Origin of the sequence: Candidatus Thiodictyon syntrophicum, from assembly GCF_002813775.1 — a bacterium.
In the GTDB taxonomy this organism is placed as follows: domain Bacteria; phylum Pseudomonadota; class Gammaproteobacteria; order Chromatiales; family Chromatiaceae; genus Thiodictyon; species Thiodictyon syntrophicum.
On sequence record NZ_CP020372.1, the window covers coordinates 122,308 to 146,616 of the forward strand.

Below are 24,309 nucleotides of genomic sequence, written 5' to 3' on the forward strand. Positions count from 1 at the left end.
GATGGAAGAACCAACCCCGGTCGGTGCCGGCGCGGACCTGTCGGCGCTCGCGATCACCCTACTCAAGGGGGTGATCTACCGTGAGGGTGATGAGCGCCTGTGGGGCGGCCTGCTCAACCTGCAGGCCCGGGTGCGCGACTATGTTGCGATCCTGGGCCTGGAACTGGTGCTGGACGAGGCCGAGGGCTATGCCTTCCTGAAGAGCCGCCCCGAGACGGCCGAGGACGAGGCCGCGGTGAAACTGCCCCGCCTGGTCGCGCGGCGGCCCCTGTCATTCCCAGTCAGTCTGCTGCTGGCCCTGCTGCGCAAGAAGCTGGCCGAGTCCGATGCCGGTGGAGGCGATACCAGGCTGGTGCTGGCGCGCGAGGACATCGTCGAACTGGTGCGGGTGTTCCTGCCCGACAGCAGCAACGAGGCCAGGCTCATCGACCAGATCGATACGCACCTGAACAAGATCATCGAACTGGGATTCGTGCGCCGCCTGAAGGCGACCGGCGGCCCGTCCGGCTTCGAGGTGCGGCGCATCCTCAAGGCCTTTGTCGATGCCCAATGGCTGGCCGACTTCGACGCGCGGCTGGCCGCCTATCAGGCCCAGCTCGCGGGGGCGGCGGACGCCGCGGGCGCTACCGATGATGAATGAGCCCTTGACCCTGGACCTGGATTTCGTCGCTGACGATACCCTGGCGGGTTTTCGCCTCCAGCGGCTCGAGGTCTTCAACTGGGGCACCTTCGATGAACGCCTGTGGACCCTGCACCTCGACGGCAAGAACTGCCTGCTGACCGGTGATATCGGCTCCGGTAAGTCGACCCTGGTGGACGCCATCACCACCCTGCTGGTGCCGGTGCAGCGCATCGCCTTCAACAAGGCCGCCGGGGCGGACAGCAAGGAGCGAACCCTGCGCTCCTATGTGCTTGGGCATTACAAGTCGGAGCGCAACGAGGTGACGGGAACTGCCAAGCCGGTGGCGTTGCGCGATCACAACAGCTATTCGGTCATTCTGGGTGTCTTCCACAATGCGGGCTATGACCAGACGGTGACGCTCGCGCAGGTGTTCTGGATGAAGGAGGCGCAGGGTCAGCCGGCGCGCTTCTTCGTCGGGGCGGAGCGCGACCTGTCGATTGCCACGGATTTTACGCGGTTCGGGACCGACATCGCCCAATTGCGTAAGAAGCTGCGCCGCCTGGGCGCCGAGATCGAGGACAGTTTTCCCGCGTACGGTGCCTGGTTCAGGCGCCGTTTCGGCATCGACAACGAACAGGCCCTGGACCTCTTTCTCCAAACCGTCTCGATGAAGTCGGTCGGCAACCTCACCGACTTCGTGCGCAGTCACATGCTGGAGCCCTTCGACGTGGGCCCCCGCATCGCGGCCCTGATCACCCACTTCGACGACCTCAACCGGGCGCACGAGGCGGTGCTCAAGGCCAAGCATCAGGTGGAACTGCTCACCCCCCTGGTCGCCGATTGCGACCGCCACCGCGTACAGGCGGCCGAACTCGAAGACCTGCGTTCCTGTCGCGAGGCCCTGCGACCCTATTTCGCCGAATTGAAACTCGAGCTCTTGGACCGACGGCTGCAACTGCTGGCCGAGGATCAGGCGCGCCTCACGGCGCAGCGGACGCGGCGCGCCGAGCAACGCGATCAGGAGCGTGCCGAACTGGATCGGCTCAAGGGTGCGGTCGCGGACAACGGCGGCGAGCGCCTGGAGCAGTTGGCCATCCAGTGCCGGGACCAGGAACGCGAGCGTGACCGCCGCCGACAACGTGCCCAGCGCCATGCTGAACTGCTCGCGGCCATCGGTGAGTCAGCGACCGTCGATGAGGCCGCCTTCGCGACCCAGCGGCATCGATTGGCGCAACGGCGCGAGGATCTCAGCCGGCAGGAAGACGACCTGCAGAACCAACTCACCGAATGGGGCGTATCGCTGCGCGAGGGCCGCCGCGAGCACCAGACGCTCATTGATGAGATTGCCAGCCTCAAGGCCCGGCAGAGCAATATCCCGTCGTCGCAGGTGGCGATGCGCTCGGCCATCTGCACTGCACTGGGGCTCGACGCGCAGGCCATGCCCTTTGCCGGTGAACTGCTCCAGGTGCGCGAGGAGGCGCGCGACTGGGAAGGCACCATCGAACGGGTTCTGCACAACTTCGCCCTGTCGCTCCTGGTGCCGGATGCGCAGTATCCGCAGGTCGCCGACTGGGTGGATCGCACCCATCTGGCCGGGCGTCTGGTGTATTTTCGGGTGCGTCCCGGCAGAGGCGCCGACGGCCAGTCATTGCACCGCGATTCACTGGTCCGTCAACTCGCCATTCGCACGGATTCGGCCTTCTATGACTGGCTGGAGCCGGAACTCGCGCGGCGCTTCGACTATGCCTGTTGCGCCACCCCGGAACAGTTTCGCCGCGAGACCCGCGCCCTGACCCGCAGCGGTCAGGTCAAGACGCCGGGGGAGCGACACGAGAAGGACGATCGCCACCGGCTCGATGACCGGGGCCGCTATGTGCTGGGTTGGAGCAACGCGGCCAAGATCGCGGCACTTCAGGTGCAGCAGCAGGCGCTCGAGACCCGGCTCGGCGGGATCGGGGCCTCCATTGCCAAGGCGCAGGCCGAACAGGCGCAGTTGCGGCGGCTGCTCGAGACCCTGGCGGCCCTGCATGAATTCGACACCTTTCGTGATCTCGACTGGCCGAGTTGCGCGACGACCATCGCGCGTCTGCAAGACGAGCGGGCGCGCCTGGAGGCCGCCAGCGACCTCCTGCGCGAACTCGCGTCCCAGCTTGCCGCGGCCCAGGCGGCCTTGAATGCGAGCGAGGCCGCCTTGTCGGCCCTGGACAAAGAACTGGGCAGTGTGGAGACCCGCCAAGAGACCGCCGCCGCGCTGCGTTTACAGACCGCCGCACTGGCCGTCGGGATTGACGAGGCGCTGCGTCTGCGGCTGGCGGGACTGCGGGCGCAGGTGTTGGGCGAGCACCAGCTTGCCATTGAGTCGTGCGACAACCGTGAGCGTGACCTGCGTGACGGCCTGCAGCAGCGCATGGATACCGAGGCCCGCGCGCTCTCCCGGTTGGCCGAGCGGATCATCAAGGCGATGTCCGCCTTCAAGGACGCCTACCGGCTTGAGACCGCGGAATTTGACGCTAGCCTGGAGGCCGCATTCGAGTATCGCAAGCTCCTGGATCAGTTGGGCCGGGACGATCTGCCGCGTTTCGAGGAACGCTTCAAGGAGCTCCTGAACGTCAATACGATCAATGAAATCGCTAACTTCAACGCGCAGCTCGCCCGCGAGCGCGAGACTATCCGCGAACGCCTGGCCCGCATCAATGAGTCGCTCACCCAGATCGACTACAACCCGGGGCGCTTCATCGTGCTGGAATCCCAGATCAGCCCCGATACCGAGATCCGGGACTTTCGGGACGACCTGCGCGCCTGCACCGAAGGGGCACTGACCGGCTCCGAGGACGCGCAGTATTCGGAGGCCAAATTCCTCCAGGTCAAGGCCATCATCGACCGCTTCCGCGGACGCGAGGGCACCTCGGAACAGGATCGGCGCTGGACCGCCAAGGTAACCGATGTGCGCAACTGGTTCCTGTTCGCCGCCAGCGAGCGGTGGCGCGAGGACGGGGCCGAGCATGAGCACTATTCGGACTCCGGCGGCAAGTCCGGCGGCCAGAAGGAAAAGCTCGCCTATACCATCCTGGCGGCGAGCCTGGCCTATCAATTCGGGCTGGAATGGGGGGCGGTGCGTTCGCGCTCCTTCCGCTTCGTGGTCATCGACGAGGCCTTCGGCCGGGGTTCGGACGAGTCGACCCAGTATGGGCTCAAGCTCTTTCAACAACTCAACCTGCAACTGCTGATCGTCACCCCGCTGCAGAAGATCCACATCATCGAGCCCTATGTCGCCAGCGTGGGCTTCGTCCACAACGAGGGCGGCCGGGCCTCCAAGCTGCGCAACCTGTCGATTGCGGAGTACCGGGCGCGCAAGGCCGAACTCGCGGTATGAACTGGACGACTGCCGGCGACCTGAAGGCGCAACTGCGCCGCCTCTGGGAGCGCGGTGAACTGCTGCGTCCGCTCATCACCGGCGAGCCGCGGTTCCCGCTGCGGTTGACCCTGAAGGGCCCCGGCTCGACCGAGCTGGCCGAACGCTTCGAGTCCGTGCGCGCCTGGATTGCCGAGCTGATCGCCATCCCCCAGTGCCGGGTCGAGTGGCGCGAGGTCAATCATCGGGTCCTGGGGTCCCAGCGCCTGCCCCAGTCCATCTGGATCGACACACTCGACGCCGCCCTGGCCCTGATCGGCAGGCGCAGCGAGGCCGATCGTTTCGCCGAGTTGCTGGCGCTCACGCGCGCCCGGCAGCCGCGCGTGCTGGAATGGGTTGGCAGGCGGCCCCTGCAGGCCATCGAACTGGCCGGGCAGTGGCGGCACCTGCTCGCCGTGGTGGAGTGGCTGGCCGCGCATCCCCGTCCCGCCATCTATCTGCGGCAGGTGGACATCGCGGGGGTCCACAGCAAGTTCATCGAGGCGCACCGCGGGGTCCTCACCGAGTTGCTCGACCTGGTGTTGCCGCCGGAGGCCATCGCCGCCGAGCGAACCGGCATCGGCCAGTTCGCCGCGCGCTATGGCTTTCTCGACAAGCCGGCCCGTATCCGCTTTCGCGTGCTCGATCCAAGGCTCGCCCTGCTGCCGGGTCCGATCCTGCCGGATGTGACACTTGATTCCGAGAGCTTCGCACGGTTGGAGGTGCCGGTACGGCGCCTGTTCATCACTGAGAACGAGACCAACTTTCTGGCCTTCCCGCCCGCCGCGGACTCACTCGTCATCTTCGGTGCCGGCTATGGCTGGGAGGCGCTCGCTGGGGCCGACTGGCTCGCCCGCTGTGCCATCCACTATTGGGGCGACATCGACACCCACGGCTTCGCCATCCTCGATCAGTTGCGCAGCCGCTTTGCCCAAGTGGCCTCCTTCCTGATGGACCGCCCAACCCTGATGGCCCACGAGGCACTGTGGGGCGAGGAGGGCGACCAGGTCAGGCACGACCTGCCGCGACTTACCGATGCTGAGACGGCGTTGTTCAATGACCTGCGGGACAACCGCATCCGCCAAGGCCTGCGGTTGGAGCAGGAGCGGGTGGGGTTTCGGTGGGTGCTGGCGGCGTTGGATGCCCAGGTCGGAACAAGGCGCTAAGACAACGGACCCGATGCGGTCGGCGTCACTTATCCGGGGGAAGATGCGGATGACGGACTCTGTGGGGGCGCCGAGGAACCTGGCACACCCGGATGGAAATGCTCTGACCTTTAGCAAATGCGTGTACCCGTAGGGTGCGCCGCGCGCACCGCGACGCCAGCCCAGGCTCGCGATGTTTCGTTTAGCCGCAGCCTTGGAAGGTGCGCACGGCGCACCCTACGCCAGGCGTAAGCAATTGCCGGATTTTGGTTGACAGGTGGCGACTATTCAGCCAGCTCGCCGCTGAACGCCGTATAATTATTGGCGACGGTGAAGTTGACATCGGTCCCAAGCGCCTTGAAGTGGGCCTTGCCGCAGTCGATCTTGCCCTGCTCGATCGGTCGTAGGGCGTCGCTGAACAGGCTGCCTTTGGACTCGACGACAAAGAACAGACGCGACTGACCGCTCATATCCACCAGCACCGCCCAGTCGGGGTTGTAACTGCCCAGCGGGGTGTCAATCTTGAACCAACCGGGCAGTTTTGCAAAGACCTTTACCTCCTCGCTCTGCTCGAATGAGCGGGCGAACTCCTCTTCTACCTCCGAGTCGTAGACGATGTGGTCGTAGACCGACTTGGCGCTCGCGACCATGTTCTTGCTGAGATACCCGAACAGCTCGTTCTGCTCGAACAGCTCCTGGGCGTAGCAGTCCCGGTCGCCGATACGCTGGTATTTGATCCCGTCTACGATAAAGAGCCGCATCTGCCGTTTGATGATGGCAGCGACCTGTTCGATATACTTCTGCGGGTTGTTCTTGAAGTCCGCCAGGCGACCACTGCGGATCATGATCGCGACGATGGAGCGTCGGGTCAGATTGGTTTCGTTCTGCAGATAGCCCACCACGTCGGGCAACTGATAGTCACGCCCGTCGAACACCGCGACCGACTCCGCAATCTCCTGGGCCGCGACACCGCCCCGGTCGATGGCGATGCGGGCAGTACGAGTGACGAACCGGGCCTTGCCGACCTTGAGGTTGTCGCGGATCTCGGTCGCGCAGGTCTCGATCAGCTGCTCGGAGTCGAAATCGACCCGGAAGCTGGTGCGGTACTTGATGCGGTCCCAAAGCTGTTTGAAGTCTTCGCTGAGGTAGACGGCCTTGTTGAGCTTGACCACCTCCCGTTTAGCTTCATCCTGGATGTTCAGATTGCCGGCCACCTTGCGCAGCACCGCCTGGACCTGCTCGGCTTGGGCCTTGAATTGCTCGGGCAGATCCACTGCGTTCTGCTTCAGAGCGGTTTTCAAGGCATCCTGGACATGCCCCTTGTTGTCGATGTAACCCATGGAACACAGGTGGTTCCAGAGCACCCTGGACGCTTCAGTGCCGAGATACACGGTGTTACCCTGCGCGTCGGTGACCGGGATGTTCGCGAACAGATGCGTCTCCACCAAGCCGAAGCGGATGCCGGTTTCCTGCTCGATTTCCCGCTGAAGCTGCTCGGCGAAGCGGTGATAGGACTCGTTGGCCATCACCGTGAGCCGATTGACCTCGAAGCCATGGACGCGCTCGCCCGCCTGATTCACCGCGATCCGCAGCCCCCGCCCGATCTCCTGGCGCTTCTTCATGGCCGAGGCCGTCTCATTCAGGGTGCAGATCTGGAACACGTTCGGGTTGTCCCAACCCTCCCGCAGGGCCGAGTGCGAGAAGATAAACTTGAGCTTGCAATCGAAGCTCAGCAGCCACTCCTTGTCGCGCATGATCGTATTGTAGGCGTCCTCGTCGGCAGCGGTCGTCCCCTCGCCCTTGGACTCCTTGAACAGGGTCAGGGCCCGGCCGGCGACCTTCTTCTTGTCGGCGGCGAAGTAGCCGTCGTGGATACCCTCCACGGCGGTCTCCCGCTCGATCTCCCCGAAGAGGCTGTCGTACTTCGGCTTCTTGATCTCGGCCCGGTACTCCTCTTCAAATATGCGCGCGTACTTGCCGGGTTGAGGATTGCCCTGCTCGTCATATCCGCGATAGTTCGCGACGCGGTCGATAAAGAAGAGGCTCAGTACCTTGATCCCTCGCGGGCGCAACAGCAGTTCCTTCTCCAGATGGGTCTGTACCGTCTTGCGGATCTGCAAACGCTTGTAGTGATCGGCGTCTACCTGGCCGATGCTCTCGTTCAGGCGCACGATCTCCGGCTTGCTGGTGAAGCTGATGTACTCGTTGCCCCGGGTGCAGTCGATGTCCTCGATGATATAGCCGTCGTAGACTGAACGCCCCCGGGACAGGTCCAGTAAATCATCGCCGCTGCGCACCCATTTGGCGGTGCGCGCGACAGTTCCGCCTGATTGCACCAGATCGAGTTCGATGCGCGCCCGCACGCCGCCGTGACGGTTGTCCACCTCCATAAGCTTCACATAGGCACGGTTGAATCCGTCCTCGACCTCGATGCCGGCCACCTCGATCTGTTTCACCAGCTTGCGCTCGTAGGCGTCGACCGAGTCCAATCGGAACAGCATGTTGTGCTTATCGACATGGGTCGCCGAATAGCGCAGTGTGCAGAGCGGGTGCAGCGAGTTGATCGCCTCACGGCTCTTGGGGGTCGTATCGACGCTTTGCGGTTCGTCGATGATTACGATGGGGTTGGTCGCCTGGATGAACTCGATGGGCCGGCTGCCTGTCATCCGGTCATGAGGCCGATGGATGATATTGGCCTTATCCTCTTTTGACGGGTCAGTGAAGCTCTTGCGGAAGGCATCAATGTTGATGACCATGACCTGAATGCTGTCGCTGGTCGCGAAGTTCCGGACCTGGCCGATCTTCTGGGAGTCGTAGACAAAATAATCGAGCCGCGCGTTCTCGTAGATCCCCCGAAAGTGCTCTTCCGTCATCTGGAGCGACTTATGGACACCCTCCTTGACGGCGACGGACGGCACGACGATGATGAACTTGGTGAAGCCGAATGCCCGGTGCAGCTCGAAGATGCTGCGCAGATACACATAGGTCTTGCCGGTGCCGGTCTCCATCTCCACCGTGAAGTTCATCCCGTTGAGCGCCGCCGACGGCGCCAGCCCATTGCGCAACTGCACCGCGCGGACGTTCGTCAGGATATCCTCGTCGAGCAGGCGCAGCCGGTTGCCGATACCCAGATCACTGTCCTCCCCTTCCAGGGCCAGGTCCAGTTGGGGATGGTCAGTGAGTGCGGCCACCGTGAAGTTGGTCCGACAGGTCTCTTGGCCTTGGAATACATCGACGATGGACGCGATGGCCTCGGCCTGGTAGTCCAGATCGGAACTGAATTGGATCTTCATGTCTCGCTGCCATCATCAGGTTCGTCGTGCTGTTCGGGCAGCTCGCGCGCCAGTTGCTCAAGCGCCTGCATCGCCGCCCGTTCCCCCTCGGTTTCCTTGAACAACCGCCGACGCTCCGCGAAGGCTTCGTACTCGTGCGATGCAAAGGCGTCGGCAGCCTTCCTCGTCACCTTGCCCGCATCGGGCAGTACCCGGCGGTCGTTGAACGCGAGAAAGGCATCCAGCTTCTCCTCCCAGTCGGACATAAACACCTGCTTGCGGCGCCGTGCCTGATCGTCCGCATAGTCCAGCCACATGACGACAATGCGGTTTAGTTCGTCGATTTCCTGCCCATTGAGGTAATTCTTGCCGATAGTCACGTCGCCCTTGCGCACCTCCCCCGATTTCCAGTTGGTCAGACCCATGTTGGGCAACTGGTGATCCGCACGGCTGCGGATCAGTTCAGGGGCCGTCATGCCGGTGGCAGCGAAATGGAGCTTGTTCTGGATGGTCTGAAAGAAACGGGTGGTCGCCACCGTGGAAGGCTCATAGTCCGCGGCCATCGCGAAGATTTCACGTACCCGCAAGTACATCCGCCGCTCGCTGGCGCGGATGTCGCGGATGCGCTGCAGCAACTCGTCGAAGTAGTCTGGAACGGCGGCACCGGCGACGGGAGGATTTTTTAGGCGTGCGTCGTCCATGACGAAGCCCTTGACCAGATATTCCCGAAGTGTTTCCGTCGCCCACTGCCGGAAGTGCGTACCGCGACGGCTACGAATCCGGTATCCGACCGCGATCACCGCGTCCAGATTGTAGTGTTTGACCCGGTACGCCTTGCCGTCAGCGGCAGTTGTCAAGTAATCCTTGACAACTCGATCGGGGTCCAATTCGCCCTCATCGAAGACGTTTTTGAGATGCAAGCTAATGTTTTGCTTTGAGGTCTGGAACAGTTCGACCATCAACGCCTGGCTCAGCCAGACACTCTCGTCCTCAAAGCGGCACGCAACCCGGGTGCCGCCGTCTTCGGTCTGGTAGAACAGGATTTCACCCCGGCCGGAAGGAATCTCGGAGACGGAGTGGTCATCGTCGGTCTGATCGATCATATCGAGTCTCCCCAACTAAAGGCTCTTCACGTCGTCGATGCCTGCCTGACGCAGGATCTGGACCGTGTTGGTCTTGACGACATCGTTCGGAAAGCCCGCGTCCTTGAAGACCACGCGGGTGATCTCGGGCTGAAGTTCCGCCTTCAGCGCGGCGATGCCCTCGGCCACCTCCAGCGTGACGCCATCGGCGAGACAGACGATCAGTGCGCCGGCGCCAACGACATAGACCGTCTTGCCCGCGATTTCCCGTTGCTCGACCGGAATAGCGAGGTCTAGGCCGTACTTGAGCAGAAGCTCGTGGAGGATATCCAGTTCGGTCCGATCGGTCTTGATGTTCTCGACGGCGTCAAGAAGCGACGGCTCCAGGGTATCGAGGTCCGCGTCCCAGGGGAAAAAATTTGAAGCATCAAGGCGGAAGACTCGCACACCCATTGCGTTTCCGGCGATACTATCTTGCGAAAGTTCCTTGCCGTTTCCATCGACAGGTGGCCCGCGATCAGCGATTCGTCTAATGACGCGGCGCACCCGCTCCTTTCCGATATCCGCAATTGTTCGGAAACCTTGCTTGAACGCCTCTGAGCTTGGGCTGCAAGGCTCAGGCAGTTGAACTAAGATACACCGGCGCTCCCCACTATCTTCTGCGTTAAGCTCCAAAGTTGCGTCAGCGGTGACGGATGATCCGGCAAAGAAATCCAAAATTAATGAGCTCTCGTCACAAGAGTGCTCTATGCAACGGCGAACCAGAGCGACAGGCTTCGGGTTATCGAACACTTTGCCGGGAATCAATCCCGATAGGTCTCTTGTACCGTCGTCCGTATTACCAGCATATTCGTGAGGCCAAAAATTGATCGGGGTGAGGCCGCGACCCTCTGATAAGAACATCTTTATTGAAGGAACGGGCTGCGTTCCATCTTTTCCCCAATAGAGTAAGCCTTCCGCACTAAGCTTATCAAACTCCGCTTTCGATCTGCGCCAAGCATTTGTGGTTGGATTTGTGACTAATTTTGTTCGAGGGTTCTGAATTGGGTAACAAAGATTCGGTCGCTCTTCTGGCGTTGCGGGATTGAGGAACGATGCCCCTTTCCACGGCCCTCTAACATCGTTATCAGGATTTGAATAGCGAGCGTCTGCTTCTTCCGTCCTTGGCAGCAGGTTCACAGTGAATCTGTCACTTTTCGCGTAAACAAGCACATGCTCAACAACCGTCGTGAAATCCACGGTATTATTGCTTCTAGTGTATCGTTTCTGCCATATGATATTCGCCTTGAAGTTATCCTCCCCGAATATTTCATTCAGCATAAATCGAAGATTGTGAACCTCATGATCATCTATCGAGACAAAAATAGCTCCATCATCTCTCAGCAGGTTCCGTGCAAGCTTGAGGCGCGGAAACATCATATTCAGCCAGTTCGTATGATATCGTCCGGACGATTCGCTATTTGCGGTTAACTTTAGTCCCGAACCATCTTTCTGTCCGGTATATCGAAGATAAGTGTCCAAGTTGTCCTGGTATTTATCCGGATAGATAAACTCGTTTCCTGTGTTGTAAGGCGGATCGATATAGATCATCTTCACGCGCTTGTGATAGCTCTTCTGCAAGAGCTTGAGCACCTCCAGATTATCGCCCTCGATGAAGATGTTCTGCGTGGTGTCCCAGTTGACCGATTCCTCCCGACAGGGACGAAGCGTTCCCGTAGAAGGCGTCTGCGCGATCCGCCGCGCCCGACTCTTGCCGTTCCAATTGAAGCTGTAACGCTCGGGACGATCCTCGATCGCGCTGCCGAGTAATTCCCGCAGGACCTCGAAGTCGACCTTGCCCTCGGTGACACACTCGGGGAACAGTGCCTTGAGGGCCGCGATGTTCTCTGCCGTGATATCGGCCGATGCGCCGTCGGCCTTCGGGTCCAGTTTGTCCATCGATCGCTCCAGGGTAACTACAGTTCTGCGGTCAACGTCGCGAGTTGCCGTGCCGGCTCTTTGATCAGGGTGTTCAATTCGACCTAAATACCCCTAAGTTAAGCGCTGCCGGCTCCCAAGCGCAAGCAGGGGAGCCGGGGCGGGCGCTGGGCGTCCAGTAACCAGACGGGACGCGGAGCGCCCGCACTGCATTCCCACGCTGGAGCGTGGGAACGAGAGGCCCGTCCCGGGCGTAACGTAACGGTATTGAGAGGGAGATGTTCAAGGTCCTCATGCCTTCAGCGTAGCGACGACGGCATATTTCGGCAAGACGGGCGCGGTCGGCCAGACGCGGGTGGCATCATTGCTGCGCTTCTTTCAGGGGCAGAAAGAGTTGCCGTGGAACCAGGCCAAAGGGCGCGAAACCCTGGTGACGATAAAATGCCTCGGCCTGCTCATCCTTGGCATCGACCACCAGGGCAAAGACCGCCACCTCGGAACGCGCGGCGCGCGTAAGCGCGTCCCAGAGCATGGCGCTGCCGAGACCCCGGCCTTGATCGTCCTGAGCGACGGCCAGGCGACCCAGCCGCGCGACGGGGATCGACGGATACCGCGGCAGACGCTTGACCAGCGACTCCGGCAGGTCGCCTAACGGGATGCCGGCGGCGGCCAGCGTGTAGTACCCGACCACCCGTAAAGTTGTTGCCTCGACGGCGACATAGCAGGCCGTCAGGCGGCGGCGCATATCCTGGGTGACGCGCTCGGCGAAGTATCGGTCCAACGCCTCGACGCCACAGACAAAGCCCTTTCGGTCATGATGGGGCGCCAGCGCCTGAAGTCGAAACGGGGCCGTCACTCTGAACCGAACAGTCGGGCGTGGGCCTCTTGGGCGCGGCGCAGCGCGGGCGTCGGGGCCGGGGGATCGAGCAGCGCCTCGACGAAGCGCCGTTGATCCTCGGCGGAAAGCCGGATGATGCTGGTCTCCTCGATGGCGCGGTGCGCGGCCTCCTGCGCGGCAGCAACGACAAAATCGCTGACGCTGCGCCCCTGGATCTCGGCGGCACGTTTGACCAGCACCAGCGCCTCGGGCGCAATCCGCGCCTCGAGGCGCGCGGTGCGGTTGGATGTAACCGGCATGATGGGTCTCCTTATATTGCTAGCTCAGTATGTACGGCAGAGTGACGGACATGTCAAGCGCCGCAAGTGTCAAGCATAGTTGACAATGGGTGCTGTCAGTTATAACTTACGCCCATGAATGCTCCCGCGCCCCCCCCGGCCGCCGCCGGCCGCCCGTCCCCCTCGGCCGCCGCCGGCCGCCCGTCCCCCGCGGCGGTGCTCGAACTCCTGAAGCCGATCACCTGGTTTCCCCCCATGTGGGCCTTTGCCTGCGGCGTGGTGTCCTCCGGGATACCGATCGCCGAGCGCTGGCTTTACTTCGTGTTCGGGGTGATCCTCGCCGGCCCCATGGTGTGTGCGACCAGCCAGGCGGTGAACGATTGGTTCGACCGCCATGTGGATGCGATCAACGAGCCCAATCGCCCCATCCCCTCCGGGCGGATCCCGGGGCGCTGGGGGCTCTATATCGCCATCATCTGGACCATCCTGTCGGCCCTGCTGGCGGCGACGCTCGGCACCTGGGTCTTCTGGTCCGCGGCCCTCGGGTTGGTGCTGGCCTGGGCCTACAGTGCCCCGCCGGCGCGCCTCAAGGGCAACGGCTGGTGGGGGAACCTGGCGGTCGGCCTGTCTTATGAGAGTCTGGCCTGGATTACCGGGGCGGCCGTCATGCTGTCCGGTGCCCTGCCCAACTGGCGCGTCCTGACCCTGGCCGGTCTCTATGGTCTGGGCGCCCACGGGATCCTGACCCTGAACGACTTCAAGGCGATCGAGGGTGACACGCGCATGGGCGTGCGCTCCCTGCCGGTCCAACTGGGCGTCAGGGGCGCGGCCTGGGCCGCCTGCCTCTTCATGGCCCTGCCGCAGGTCCTCGTGGTGCTGCTGCTGTTCGCCTGGGACCGACCGCTCAACGCCGCCGCGGTCGCGGTCGTGCTGCTGATCCAGGTCGGGATGATGGTACGCTTCCTCGGCGACCCGGTCGGGCGCGCCCTGTGGCTCAGCGCGATCGGGGTCAGCGTCTATGTGACCGGGATGATGATCAGCGCCTTCGCGGTGCGGAGTCTCGCCCCGTGAGCAGGCCGGACGGCGCGCCCTTCAGTTGGCTCGGGATCTTCCGGCTCGGGCTGGTCCAGGCCGCCCTGGGGGCCATCGTGGTCCTCACCACCTCGACGCTGAACCGGGTCATGGTGGTCGAGCTGGCGCTGCCGGCCATGCTCCCCGGCGCCCTGGTGGCGCTGCACTATGCGGTGCAGGTGTTGCGTCCGCGCCTGGGCTACGGGTCGGACCTGGGCGGGCGCCGTACCCCCTGGATCATCGGCGGCATGGCGGTCCTGGCCGCCGGCGGGGTCCTGGCGGCCCTGGCCACGGTACTGATGTTCACCGAGCGGACGGCGGGTGTGGTGCTCGCGGTCCTGGCCTTCATGCTGGTCGGGGGGGGCGTCGGCGCCTGCGGGACCTCGCTCCTGGTGCTGTTGGCCAAGCGGGTCGATGAGCGCCGCCGGGCGGGCGCCGCGACCGCGGTGTGGCTGATGATGATCGTCGGCTTCGTGGTCACCGCCGGCCTCGCCGGGCACTTTCTGGACCCCTTCTCACCGGCCCGGCTGCTGCTGGTGAGCGCGGTCGTCTCCGCCGTCGCCTTCGTCGTCACCCTGCTCGCGACCCTCGGGATCGAGGGGCGCACCGCGGCCCCAGTGGCGGCAGGTACGCGCCAAACGCCCTTCCGCACGGCCATGGCCCAGGTCTGGTCCGAACCCCGGGCGCGGCGCTTCACCATCTTCATCTTCGTCTCCATGCTCGCCTACAGCGCCCAGGACCTGATCCTGGAACCCTACGCCGGGACCGTCTTCGGGATGACCCCGGGGGCCTCGACCGGGCTCGCGTCGGTCCAGCACGGCGGGGTCCTCGTCGGGATGCTGTTGCTGGCCGTGCTGGGCAGTACCGCCTGGGGGCGGCGCCTGTGTTCCATGCAGACCTGGACCTTCATCGGCTGCATCGCCTCGGCCCTGGCCCTGGTCAACCTCGCGGCTGGCGGGTTGGTCGGGCCCGGGTTCCCGCTGCGTCAGGCGGTCTTCCTGCTGGGGGCCGCGAACGGACTCTTTGCAGTGGCCGCCATCGGCTCCATGATGGGCCTGGTGGGGGAGGGCAGGGAGGAGCGCGAGGGGGTGCGGATGGGTCTCTGGGGCGCCGCGCAGGCCGTCGCCTATGCCGTGGGCGGCTTCCTGGGCACCGCCGCCATCGACCTCACGCGCCAGCTCATGGACTCGCCCGCCCCGGCCTACGCCGCCGTCTTCGGCGCCGAGGCCATCCTGTTCCTGGTCGCCGCCGCCCTGGCCAAACAAGTCGTCCGCCCGGACGTCGCGACCGCAACGCCGGTCCTGACCGAGCAGCCCGCCGCGGCCGATTGCTGATGTCCCATTTTCATAATCGGCAGCATCCTGCCGGTTATTTAATTTTCTTAACTATATCCTGAAATCGCCTCAAGCGATTTCAGGATGGAGGCGGGTGATGAGCGAGACTGAGCGCTTCGAGGTGGTGGTGGTGGGCGGCGGCCCCGCCGGTGCGACGGCCGCGACCGACCTGGCCCGCGCCGGCCGCTCGGTGCTGCTGCTCGACCGGGCCGGGCGCATCAAGCCCTGCGGCGGGGCCATTCCGCCCCAGGCGATGCGCGAGTTCGAGCTACCGGCGCACCTGCTGTGTGCCCATATCAACTCAGCCCGGATGATCGCGCCCTCCGAGCGCCAGGTCGATATGCCGATCGAGAACGGCTTCGTCGGCATGGTCAAGCGCGATGTCTTCGACGAGTGGCTGCGGGCACGGGCGGCCGAGCACGGCGCGGTGCGTCGCACCGGGACTTTCACCGAACTGGTCCGCACCGCCGACGGCGATGTGACCGTTCGCTACGAGGTCGAGGTGGCCGGCGGCAAGGCTGAGATCCACGAGGTGCGCGCCCGCTGCGTGATCGGGGCCGACGGCGCCCGCTCCCGGGTGGCGCGCCAGTGCGTCCCCGGGGCGGACAAGATGCCCTGTGTCAGTGCCTATCACGAGATCGTGCGCTCCCCCAAGGACGGCGAGAACGGCTTCCAGGCCAACCGCTGCGATGTCTACTACCAGGGCAAGATCTCGCCGGACTTCTATGGCTGGGTCTTTCCGCACGGGGACACCACCAGTGTCGGCGTGGGCACGGCGCAGAGCGGCTTTTCACTGCGCGAGGCGACGCGCGAACTGCGCCAGGCGGCGGGGCTCGCGGACGCAGAGACGCTGCGCCGCGAGGGCGCCCCGATCCCGCTGCGCCCCCTGGGCCGTTGGGACGACGGGCGCAACGTGGTGCTGGCGGGGGATGCCGCCGGGGTCGTCGCCCCGGCCTCCGGTGAGGGCATCTATTACGCGCTGGCGGGCGGGCGCTTTGCCGCTGAGGCGGCGAAGGCCTTCTGCGCCACCGGCGATGTGCGCAGCCTGAAATCCGCCCGCAAGGGGTTCATGAAGGCCCACGGGCGCGTCTTCTGGGTCCTGGGGATCATGCAGCGCTTCTGGTATTCCAGCGACAAGCGGCGCGAGCGCTTCGTGAAGATGTGCGCGGACCCGGACGTGCAGCAACTCACCTGGGAGGCCTATATGAACAAGCGCCTGGTCAAATCCCGGCCGGCGGCCCATATCCGCGTCTTCTTCAAGGACATGGGGCATCTCCTGGGGTTGGTTTCGGCCAAATGAAGACGTAGCGTTCGCGTCGGCACAGACGTCAGGGACAGGATCAACAGGACTGGAAATTGCTTTTCTTGAGCCCCACTGATGACCTGACAGCGGCCGACAAATGAGTTAAACACGACGACAATGCGCACGGAACCTGTGGCCCTGCCCGATGTGATGCTGGTGCTCGACACCCAGGGCATCATCCGCGATGCGACACTGTCCAACCTGTTCGCCGACGAGGGCGTGGCCGACTGGATCGGCAACCCCTGGGCGGACACGGTGAGCGAGTCCGACAGCGAGGGCCTGCGGCGCATGATGGAATACGCCCGTGAGACCGGCGTTTGCGCCTTTCGCAATGTGACACAGCGCTTCCCCAGCGGGCTCCAGATCCCGGTCGAGTACACGACCGTCCTGCTCGGCGGGCACACCGGGCTCCTGGCCGTCGGCAAGAATCTGCGGGCGGTGGCCGAACTCCAGTCGCGGCTTGTCGAGGCCCAGCAGGCAATGGAGCGGGACTATTGGAAGCTGCGCGAGGTCGAGACCCGCTACCGCCTCCTGTTCAACTCCTCCCGGGATGCGGTCCTGCTGTTGCGTGCCGCCACCCTGCGCATCGTCGATCTGAACCCCGCCGCCGCGGCGGCCCTCGGGATCGGGGCGGCCCCGACCAAGGGCGCCGCCGACCTGCGCTTTCCGGAGGCCTTGCGGGCCGACGAGCGCGAGGTCTTCGACGGGATGATCCAGCGCATCCGCGAGCGAGGCAAGGCCCCCGGGGTCCTGTTGCGCCTGGGGCGGACCCAGACCCCCTGGCTGGTGCGGGCCTCCCTGGTCAGTTGCGCCCAGGAGGAGGTCCTCCTGGTCCAACTGGCACCGGCGGCCCTGGACCAGACCCCGCCGGACCCGGCCGACCCGGTGCGGTTCGAGGACCTGATCGAGGGTGGGCCGGACGGCTTCGTGGTCATCAGCCACGAGGGCACGATCCTGCGCGCCAACCGGGCCTTTCTGGAATTGGTCCAGATGGGTTCGGAGGCGGCCGTACTGGGCGAGCCCCTGGGCCGCTGGCTCGGCCGACCGGGGGCGGATCTGACGGTACTGCTGGCCAACGTGATGCGGCTGGGGGCGGTCAAGCTCTTCTCCACGGTCCTGCACGGCGACCTCGGCACCGAAGTCCAGGCCGAGATATCGGCCGCCGGCCGGGGCGGCAAACAGGGCGGGACCATCGGTGTCTTCATCCGCGACGTGAGCCGGCGCCTGTCGGCCGCCGACCAGGGGCGGGGCATGGACGGGGTGATGGAGTCCCTGACCAGACAGATCGGCAAGACGACCCTGCGCAAGCTGGTGGACGACACGGTCGCGGTCGTCGAACAGCGCTACATCGAGGCCGCGCTGGATCTGACCGCCGGCAACCGGACCGCCGCGGCGGAGTTGTTGGGCCTCAGCCGCCAGAGCCTCTATGTCAAGCTGGGCCGCTATGGGTTGGAGGATGATCCCAAGCTGTTGGCCGATCCGGCGGTGTTGCCGTAGCGAGGGTTCGCCTCAGATCGACCAGTCATAGGCCATACATCAGGCATAGACAATGGTGCGGGCTGGCGACAAACGGACAGGATTAACAGGATTTCGCAGGATTAACAGGATTTTCGGAAGTGCAGCGCATAGCGCGTAGGATGGGTAGAGCGCAGCGAAACCCATCAGGATGCACGCTCAGACCCCTGGGTAAGGATGGGTTTCAACTGCCGGACGGGGCATTCGCCCCGTCCGAAACGTTTTTCCCCGACCTGCTGAATCGCATCAGCGCTCAGCACAGCAATAAACGCTCGGGACGGGGCGAATGCCCCGTCCCGCCGCCCGATCCGGGCACACCGCTGCAACTGCTGGGGAATTCAAGGCCCAACCACAAGCACACTCGCCGCGGCCGGGTGCTTTCACGCCGGCGTCTCGCGTCGATTGAGATCTTGAAAGATAGCGTCCGCGGCGCTGATCAGATCCTGGTCCGACGGGGCCTCGTAGGGTGTCTTCTGCTGCGCAGAAGCTCCAGCAGAACCTCGCGCCGCTTGCCTCGGGCAACGCGGCAAACGATTGGAGCAATTGACGGGCGGCTGTTCTCATGATCGAACCGCGCGCCGCCGTCGCAACGCGCGGGCAGTCTGTCTCAGGTCTGACACAGGGCACTGACCCGCGCGCCCGCCGTCGCTGCCGAGCCTCGCCAAGCCGCCGATGACCTGAGGAAAAACAGTTCTATCGCGCCTTGCGCACAGCGTTTCGGCGGTGGGAACGGCTCTTGCTTAACAGGCATTGATCGCTCGCGACCCGGTGCCCAACCCAATCGCCGGGCACCCTGAACCCAAATCCGGCAATTGCTCTCACAAAGACACGAATAACACAAAGAAAAACAGATCATTGAAGGTGTTGGGCCGATCACCGCCCGGGTGACCTCCTCGCCCGACATATCGCTCTGAAAATCTTTGTGATCTTTGTGTCTCTGTGAGAGAACTGCTCTTTCTGGGCTGAATGGCCGCGTACCGGCTCAAGACCCGCGGACACCCCGGAGCGACTGCACCACGATGTGGACGAGTGACCCCGCCCAGACACCAGGCAACCTGACCTGCCCCTTCTGCGGCCTCGCGTGCGATGACCTGAGCGTCGCCGCTGGCCCGGATGCCGGCCTGGTCCTGGTGAACGGCTGCCGGACCGCCCGCAACGCCTTCGCCGGGGCCATGGCCGCGGGTCCCGGGGCCGCACTGATCGACGGCCAGCCGGTGACCCTCGAGGCGGCCCTGGCCCAGGCCGCCGGGCTGCTCGCGGCAGCCCGGGCGCCGCTGTTCGGCGGTCTGGTGACCGATGTCAACGGGATGCGCGCCCTGCTGGATCTGGCCGATCGCTGCGGGGCCCTGCTCGATCACGTCGCGGCTGACGCCCTGTTCCGCAATCTGCTGGTCCTCCAGGACGGCGGCTGGATGACCGCGACCCTGACCGAGGTGCGTAACCGGGCGGACCTGATCCTGATCCTGGGCCGCGAGGTCCCGCACCGCTTCCCGCGACTGTGCGAGCGTGTCTTGCTGCCCCCCGAGGCCCTCTTCTCACCGCCCGCGCAGCGCCGTCTGGTCCTGCTCGGCCCCGCGCAAGCCGGTCCGCTGCCGGCCGAGCTTGCTGCCGCCAACCCGACCCTGATTCCGGTGGCGTTGACGGACCTGGCCGGGGTCGGCGCCCTGCTGCGCGGCCTGATCGCCGGTCGGCCGGTCCGGGCCGATGCCATCCCCGGGGTGGCGAGCGCGCAACTGATGCAGTTGGCGGGCTGGCTGTGCGGCGCCCGCTACGCCGTGGTGACCTGGGCCGCGGGCGAACTCGCCTTCCCCCACGCGGAGTTGACGGTCCAGGCCTTCGTGGAACTGGTCCGCGACCTCAACCGCACGACGCGGGCCGCCGCGCTGCCCCTGGCCGGGACCCTGGGGGACCTGACGGCCAACCAGGTCTGCACCTGGCAGACCGGCTATCCGCTGCGCAGCGGTCGCCAACAGGGCAGCTTCTGCTACGAGCCGCTGCTCTACCGCCACCAGGACCTGCTGGCGCAGGGGCAGTCCGACCTGCTGCTGTGGGTCCAGGCGCTGCCGGCCGCCAACCCCGCCGCGACGCCGACAGCCAAGTGTCCGACTATCGTCTTGGGTTACCCGGGGTTCCCCTGTGGCCAGGTGCCGGAGGTCTTCATCCCGGTGGGCCTGCCGGGGATCGACCACCCCGGGCACTGGTACCGCACCGATGCCGTCTGTCCCCTGCCGCTCGGGCAGGTGCGCGACCTGGGGTTGGCGTCGGTGGCGGGGGTGATCGGGATGCTGAGCGAGCGGCTTGGGGCCACTGCCAAGTGACCTGGAGAGAGGAGTTGTCCACAGATGAACACAGATGAACACAGATAATTCATTGACTTACGCTTGCGCGGGGGCTCACCTTGCCGGTGATTGTGACATCAGCGATAGGCGCATGACAATTCAAAGAAAATCTGTGTTCATCTGTGTTCATCTGTGGATTTTAGGATTACTAAGATATTTGTCCGCAAATTAGAGCAAATGAAAATGATTCGTTATCCGGCGGCCTTGATCATTGCTCGGGCCACGGCGCTCGTGTCGGGGGTGCTGGTCCGCACAGCGGACCCTACGCGGCGTCGTGCCCGTAGGGTCCGCTGCGCGGACCGGGCCTCGCCGATTTGCGTTCATTTGCGGACGACCCCTCTTTTTCGGACACTGTGACTACGATGATCGGTACAGGAGGAGACAGATGCTGACCAAGCTCGTCGGCGGCCTGATCTACGATCCCGCCCAGGGGATCGACGGCGAGGTCCGCGATCTCTTCATCCGTGACGGACAACTCGTCGCGCCCGCGCCCGGGGAGGACCCGGACCATACCCATGACCTGCGCGGCAAGCTGGTGATGGCCGGCGCCATCGACCTGCATACCCATATCGGCGGGGGCAAGGTCAACATCGCCCGCACCATGCTGCCGGAGGATCAACGGGCCCATCGCCGTGTCCGTACCGCAGTGACTCGCACCGGGGGTGGGCAGGTGGTGCCCTCGACCTTCGCCGCCGGCTATCGCTACGCGGAGATGGGCTATACGACCGCCTTCGAGCCGGCCGTGCTGCCGATGAATGCCCGCCAGGCCCACATGGAAATGGCGGATACCCCGATGCTCGACACCGGCGGCTATGCCATGCTCGGCAATGACGACCTGCTGCTCCAACTCATGAGCGAGGGGGTGGGCCAGGAGGTCATCAATGATTATGTGGCCTGGACCCTGAAGGCCACCCAGTGTATCGGCATCAAGGTCGTCAACCCGGGCGGGATCAACGCCTTCAAGTTCAATGCCCGCAAGCTCGACGTCGATGAACGCCATCCCCATTACCCGCTCACCCCCCGCGACATCCTGCGGACCCTGAGCCGCGCGGTGGCGGAATTGGGCGTCCCGCACCCGCTGCATGTGCACGCGAGCAATCTGGGTATCCCGGGTAACCAGGTCTCCACGCTCGCCACCATCGACGCCGCCGAGGGACTGCCGATCCATCTTACCCATATCCAATTTCACAGCTATGGGACCGAGGGCGACCGACGCTTTTCATCCGCCGCGGCGGTGATTGCCGAGGCGGTCAACCGCCGGCCGAACGTCACCATCGACGTGGGTCAGGTGATGTTCGGCCAGACCCTGACCGTGTCCGGCGACACCATGCGCCAGTATGCCAACCACCAGCACGCACACCCGCGCAAGTGGACCTGCATGGACATCGAGTGCGACGCGGGCTGCGGGGTGGTGCCGTTCCGCTATCGCGACCAGAATTTCGTCAACGCGCTGCAATGGGCCATCGGCCTGGAACTGTTCCTGATGGTGGACGATCCCTGGCGGGTCTTCCTGACCACCGACCACCCCAACGGCGCCCCCTTCACCAGCTACCCGCGGCTCATTCGGCTGCTGATGGACCGGGGTTTCCGCAATGACTGTCTGGCCCAGATCAATCCCGAGGCCGCCGCCCTGTCCAACCTGGGTTCACTGACCAGGGAATACAGTCGCAATGAGATCGCCATCATGACCCGCGCCGCCCCGGGCCGCGTCCTGGGCCTCGCCGACCGCGGCCACCTGGCCCCCGGTGCGCGCGCCGACATCACCGTCTACCACGACCTGGCGGACCCCGAACAGACCTTTGCCCGTCCCATGCTGGTCTTCAAGGGCGGCGAGGTGGTGGTGGAGGAGGGCGCCGTCACCCGCGTGGTGCGGGGCCGCACCCAGGTAGTCAGGCCCGAGTTCGACCCGGCGATCGAGCAGCGTATCGGCCGCTGGTTCGACCGCTATCACAGCATCCGGCTGGCCAATTTCGCGATCACCGACACCGAGATGGCGGCGGGCATCGGCAGCCCGGTCGACATCCATCCCTGCCGGCCGCGCGGGGTTGCCTGAGGGATAGCAGGAGTATTAGCCGCAAATGAACGCAAACGAACGCAAATGAAAGAACTTTGGTGTCTGGTGGATAAGGTCCGGGGCTGGGTCCGGCGGACTCATCGCGGCGCTGAATGTCCCGTAGATAACGCTTCAGGGTTGCTGTTGGCGGATGCGCTTCGCCTATTTTCTCGACAAGCCTGGGAACGCTCGGCCAGGGCGACCTTCAGAACGCTTCCCAGCGGGCTTAATGTCACCGTCAGCATGGTGTTTCATTTGCGTTCGTTTGCGTTCATTTGCGGCCAATCATCTTCTCGGGACCCTGCGGATGTTTAAGAACGGCATCGCCATCGATGACACCTTCGCCGAGGCCTTCGGCATGACGGCCGCGCGCCTCATCGTCACCGCCATCAACCCCCGCTGGGCGCGGATCGCCGGGGAGACCATGACCGGCTTCGCCACCTCGGTCATCGGCTGCGGGGCGGAGGCGGGGATCGAGTCTGAGCTTGCGCCGGAAGCGACCCCGGACGGTCGACCCGGGGTCAGTGTCCTGCTGTTCGCCATGTCCGGGAAGGAATTGGAGAAGCAGGTGGAGCGCCGGGTCGGTCAGTGCGTCCTGACCTGCCCCAGCACCGCCTGTTTCTCCGGCATGGAGGGTGAGAAGCCGGTCCCCCTGGGCAAGAACCTGCGCTACTTCGGCGACGGCTTTCAGATCGCCAAGCGCATCGGCGGCCGGCGCTATTGGCGGGTCCCGGTGATGGACGGTGAATTCCTGTGCGAGGAGGTCACGACCCGTACCAGCGCGGTGGGCGGCGGTAACTTTCTGGTCCTGGCCCGCACCCTGCCGCAGGCCCTGGACGCCTGCGAGCGGGCGGTTCTGGCGATCCGGCGCCTGCCGCGCGTACTGCTGCCCTTCCCGGGCGGGATCGCCCGCTCCGGCTCCAAGGTCGGCTCCAAATACAAGGCACTGATGGCATCCACGAACGATGCCTATTGCCCGACGTTGCGCGGCTTGGTGCACTCCAGTCTCTCGGAGGACGTCGGCGCGGTGCTGGAGATCGTCATCAACGGCCTGACCGAGGCCGACGTGCGGGAGGCGACCAGGGTCGGCATCGAAGCCATCTGCGCCCTGGGCGCCGCGTCGGGCGTGCTGCGCATCTCCGCCGGCAACTATGGCGGCAAGCTCGGGCAGTTTCATTTCCATTTGCGGGAGCTACTGGCTGACCAAGCATGACCTCACTGACCCTGGAATTGACGGCGCCCCCGACGCCGCGCATCGACCTCGCGGCCCTGACCCCGGACCGGCTCGCGGGCCGCTCGGCGGATGCGATCCGGCGCCTGCCGCTGTGGGTCGGTAATGAGGAGGCCAGGCTCGGCGACCTCTTTACCGTGACCGCCGGGGACACCGATGACATCCTGATCCGCGGCGACAGTGACCGCCTGGACGGCATCGGTACCGGTATGGGCCACGGACGAATCCGCGTCGAGGGCCGCGCCGGGGCCTACCTGGGCCGACAGCAGCGCGGCGGCACCATCAGCGTCAGCGGCGACACCGGCCCCTTCGCCGGCAGCGGCATGACCGGCGGGAGCATCGAGATCGGCGGCAACGCCGGCGACTTCCTGGGGGCCGCCATCCCGGGCGAGCGGCGCGGAATGCGCGGTGGTCGTATCCAGGTCCGGGGCAACGCCGGGGACCGGGTCGGCGACCACCAACGGCGCGGCCTGATCCTGATCGGCGGCGACGCCGGGGACTACTGCGGCTCCCGTCTGGTCGCCGGCACCATCGTCGTCCTGGGCCGCACCGGGGCGAACCTGGGGTTCGCCATGCGCCGCGGCACCCTGCTGCTGACCTCGCAACCGCGCCTGCCCCCGACCTTCAACCCCAACGGGACTCAAGAACCGGGCTTTCTCGCCCTCCTGACCCGCGAGCTCGCCGGGCTGTCCGGCCCCTTCGCCCAACTCCAGGCCCGCGGGATCCGCGTCCACCGTTGGCTCGGCGACCTGGGCTACGGCGGTCAGGGCGAGGTCCTGGTCTGGACCTGAGGCCCGGATCTCTTGAATCCTCTCACAGAGACACGGAGACACAGAGAAGAGACGCTTGGGTATTTCTTCTTTGTGCCTCCGTGTCTCCGTGAGAGAATTTCTTCTTTCGAGACCTGGGTAAGGATAT

Annotated in this window: 16 protein-coding genes; 11 read left to right on the top strand and 5 right to left on the bottom strand. The window is 64.7% G+C overall.

Annotation, left to right across the window (positions count from 1 at the left end; genetic code table 11):
* The first annotated feature begins 1 nt into the window (after position 1).
* Genes THSYN_RS31765 through THSYN_RS31775 form a run of 3 tightly spaced genes read left to right on the top strand, consistent with a single transcriptional unit; the run spans position 2 to position 5,179 of the window.
* A complete protein-coding gene (locus THSYN_RS31765) occupies positions 2 to 640 on the top strand; it encodes a DUF4194 domain-containing protein (protein WP_100923075.1) in 639 nt (212 codons plus the stop codon).
* Positions 633 to 3,995: an ATP-binding protein gene (locus THSYN_RS31770; RefSeq protein ID WP_100923076.1), complete on the top strand. Its 3,363-nt coding sequence runs from the start codon at positions 633 to 635 to the stop codon at positions 3,993 to 3,995. The genes THSYN_RS31765 and THSYN_RS31770 overlap by 8 nt, the downstream gene beginning before the upstream one ends.
* Positions 3,992 to 5,179: a DUF3322 domain-containing protein gene (locus THSYN_RS31775; protein ID WP_100923077.1), complete on the top strand. Its 1,188-nt coding sequence runs from the start codon at positions 3,992 to 3,994 to the stop codon at positions 5,177 to 5,179. Before THSYN_RS31770 ends, THSYN_RS31775 begins: the two co-directional genes overlap by 4 nt.
* A gap of 263 nt (positions 5,180 to 5,442) precedes the next feature.
* On the opposite strand, the gene THSYN_RS31780 is transcribed toward THSYN_RS31775, so the two are convergent.
* From THSYN_RS31780 to THSYN_RS31800, 5 genes are all read right to left on the bottom strand, one after another.
* Positions 5,443 to 8,451: a type III restriction-modification system endonuclease gene (locus THSYN_RS31780; RefSeq protein ID WP_100923078.1), complete on the bottom strand. Its 3,009-nt coding sequence runs from the start codon at positions 8,449 to 8,451 to the stop codon at positions 5,443 to 5,445.
* Positions 8,448 to 9,533 carry a virulence RhuM family protein gene (locus THSYN_RS31785; protein WP_100923079.1) on the bottom strand — a complete coding sequence of 362 codons (1,086 nt, stop codon included), beginning with the start codon at positions 9,531 to 9,533 and terminating at the stop codon, positions 8,448 to 8,450. Before THSYN_RS31785 ends, THSYN_RS31780 begins: the two co-directional genes overlap by 4 nt.
* Positions 9,534 to 9,548: 15 nt before the next feature.
* On the bottom strand, positions 9,549 to 11,450 hold the full coding sequence (locus THSYN_RS31790; protein WP_100923080.1) for a site-specific DNA-methyltransferase: 1,902 nt from the start codon (positions 11,448 to 11,450) through the stop codon (positions 9,549 to 9,551).
* 340 nt (positions 11,451 to 11,790) lie between these two features.
* Positions 11,791 to 12,285: a GNAT family N-acetyltransferase gene (locus THSYN_RS31795; RefSeq protein ID WP_100923081.1), complete on the bottom strand. Its 495-nt coding sequence runs from the start codon at positions 12,283 to 12,285 to the stop codon at positions 11,791 to 11,793.
* Complete coding sequence (locus THSYN_RS31800) at positions 12,282 to 12,566, bottom strand: type II toxin-antitoxin system TacA family antitoxin (RefSeq protein WP_100923082.1); 285 nt, start codon at positions 12,564 to 12,566, stop codon at positions 12,282 to 12,284. Before THSYN_RS31800 ends, THSYN_RS31795 begins: the two co-directional genes overlap by 4 nt.
* 114 nt (positions 12,567 to 12,680) lie before the next feature.
* Here THSYN_RS31800 and chlG point away from each other — a divergent pair, with 114 nt between their 5' ends.
* The 8 genes from chlG to THSYN_RS31840 all read left to right on the top strand — a co-directional run bounded on the left by chlG (position 12,681) and on the right by THSYN_RS31840 (position 24,182).
* Positions 12,681 to 13,616 (top strand): chlorophyll synthase ChlG, encoded by a 936-nt coding sequence (chlG, locus tag THSYN_RS31805; protein ID WP_100923083.1) that lies wholly within the window; start codon positions 12,681 to 12,683, stop codon positions 13,614 to 13,616.
* Complete coding sequence (locus THSYN_RS31810) at positions 13,613 to 14,950, top strand: BCD family MFS transporter (RefSeq protein WP_236849060.1); 1,338 nt, start codon at positions 13,613 to 13,615, stop codon at positions 14,948 to 14,950. Before chlG ends, THSYN_RS31810 begins: the two co-directional genes overlap by 4 nt.
* Positions 14,951 to 15,047: 97 nt before the next feature.
* A complete protein-coding gene (locus THSYN_RS31815) occupies positions 15,048 to 16,250 on the top strand; it encodes a geranylgeranyl diphosphate reductase (RefSeq protein WP_100923084.1) in 1,203 nt (400 codons plus the stop codon).
* Positions 16,251 to 16,370: 120 nt separating this feature from the next.
* Positions 16,371 to 17,750, top strand: a complete 1,380-nt coding sequence (ppsR, locus tag THSYN_RS31820) for a transcriptional regulator PpsR (RefSeq protein ID WP_100923085.1) — start codon at positions 16,371 to 16,373, stop codon at positions 17,748 to 17,750.
* Positions 17,751 to 18,787: 1,037 nt separating this feature from the next.
* A complete protein-coding gene (locus THSYN_RS31825) occupies positions 18,788 to 20,086 on the top strand; it encodes a formylmethanofuran dehydrogenase subunit B (protein ID WP_100923086.1) in 1,299 nt (432 codons plus the stop codon).
* Positions 20,087 to 20,492: 406 nt separating this feature from the next.
* Entirely contained in the window at positions 20,493 to 22,160 is a 1,668-nt protein-coding gene (locus THSYN_RS31830; protein ID WP_100923087.1) for a formylmethanofuran dehydrogenase subunit A, read from the top strand.
* A gap of 307 nt (positions 22,161 to 22,467) precedes the next feature.
* Complete coding sequence (gene fhcD / locus THSYN_RS31835; protein WP_100923088.1) at positions 22,468 to 23,373, top strand: formylmethanofuran--tetrahydromethanopterin N-formyltransferase; 906 nt, start codon at positions 22,468 to 22,470, stop codon at positions 23,371 to 23,373.
* Positions 23,370 to 24,182: a formylmethanofuran dehydrogenase subunit C gene (locus tag THSYN_RS31840; protein WP_100923089.1), complete on the top strand. Its 813-nt coding sequence runs from the start codon at positions 23,370 to 23,372 to the stop codon at positions 24,180 to 24,182. The genes fhcD and THSYN_RS31840 overlap by 4 nt, the downstream gene beginning before the upstream one ends.
* The last annotated feature ends 127 nt before the right edge of the window (positions 24,183 to 24,309 follow it).

Bases quoted from the DNA above. Each gene is read 5' to 3' on its own strand.
- ppsR (WP_100923085.1), top strand. From the start codon at position 16,371: ATGCGCACGGAACCTGTGGCCCTGCCCGATGTGATGCTGGTGCTCGAC.
- THSYN_RS31775 (WP_100923077.1), top strand. From the start codon at position 3,992: ATGAACTGGACGACTGCCGGCGACCTGAAGGCGCAACTGCGCCGCCTC.
- THSYN_RS31830 (WP_100923087.1), top strand. From the start codon at position 20,493: ATGCTGACCAAGCTCGTCGGCGGCCTGATCTACGATCCCGCCCAGGGG.
- fhcD (WP_100923088.1), top strand. From the start codon at position 22,468: ATGTTTAAGAACGGCATCGCCATCGATGACACCTTCGCCGAGGCCTTC.
- THSYN_RS31800 (WP_100923082.1), bottom strand. From the start codon at position 12,566: ATGCCGGTTACATCCAACCGCACCGCGCGCCTCGAGGCGCGGATTGCG.
- THSYN_RS31840 (WP_100923089.1), top strand. From the start codon at position 23,370: ATGACCTCACTGACCCTGGAATTGACGGCGCCCCCGACGCCGCGCATC.
- THSYN_RS31765 (WP_100923075.1), top strand. From the start codon at position 2: ATGGAAGAACCAACCCCGGTCGGTGCCGGCGCGGACCTGTCGGCGCTC.
- chlG (WP_100923083.1), top strand. From the start codon at position 12,681: ATGAATGCTCCCGCGCCCCCCCCGGCCGCCGCCGGCCGCCCGTCCCCC.
- THSYN_RS31815 (WP_100923084.1), top strand. From the start codon at position 15,048: ATGAGCGAGACTGAGCGCTTCGAGGTGGTGGTGGTGGGCGGCGGCCCC.
- THSYN_RS31825 (WP_100923086.1), top strand. From the start codon at position 18,788: ATGTGGACGAGTGACCCCGCCCAGACACCAGGCAACCTGACCTGCCCC.
- THSYN_RS31780 (WP_100923078.1), bottom strand. From the start codon at position 8,451: ATGAAGATCCAATTCAGTTCCGATCTGGACTACCAGGCCGAGGCCATC.
- THSYN_RS31770 (WP_100923076.1), top strand. From the start codon at position 633: ATGAATGAGCCCTTGACCCTGGACCTGGATTTCGTCGCTGACGATACC.
- THSYN_RS31790 (WP_100923080.1), bottom strand. From the start codon at position 11,450: ATGGACAAACTGGACCCGAAGGCCGACGGCGCATCGGCCGATATCACG.
- THSYN_RS31785 (WP_100923079.1), bottom strand. From the start codon at position 9,533: ATGATCGATCAGACCGACGATGACCACTCCGTCTCCGAGATTCCTTCC.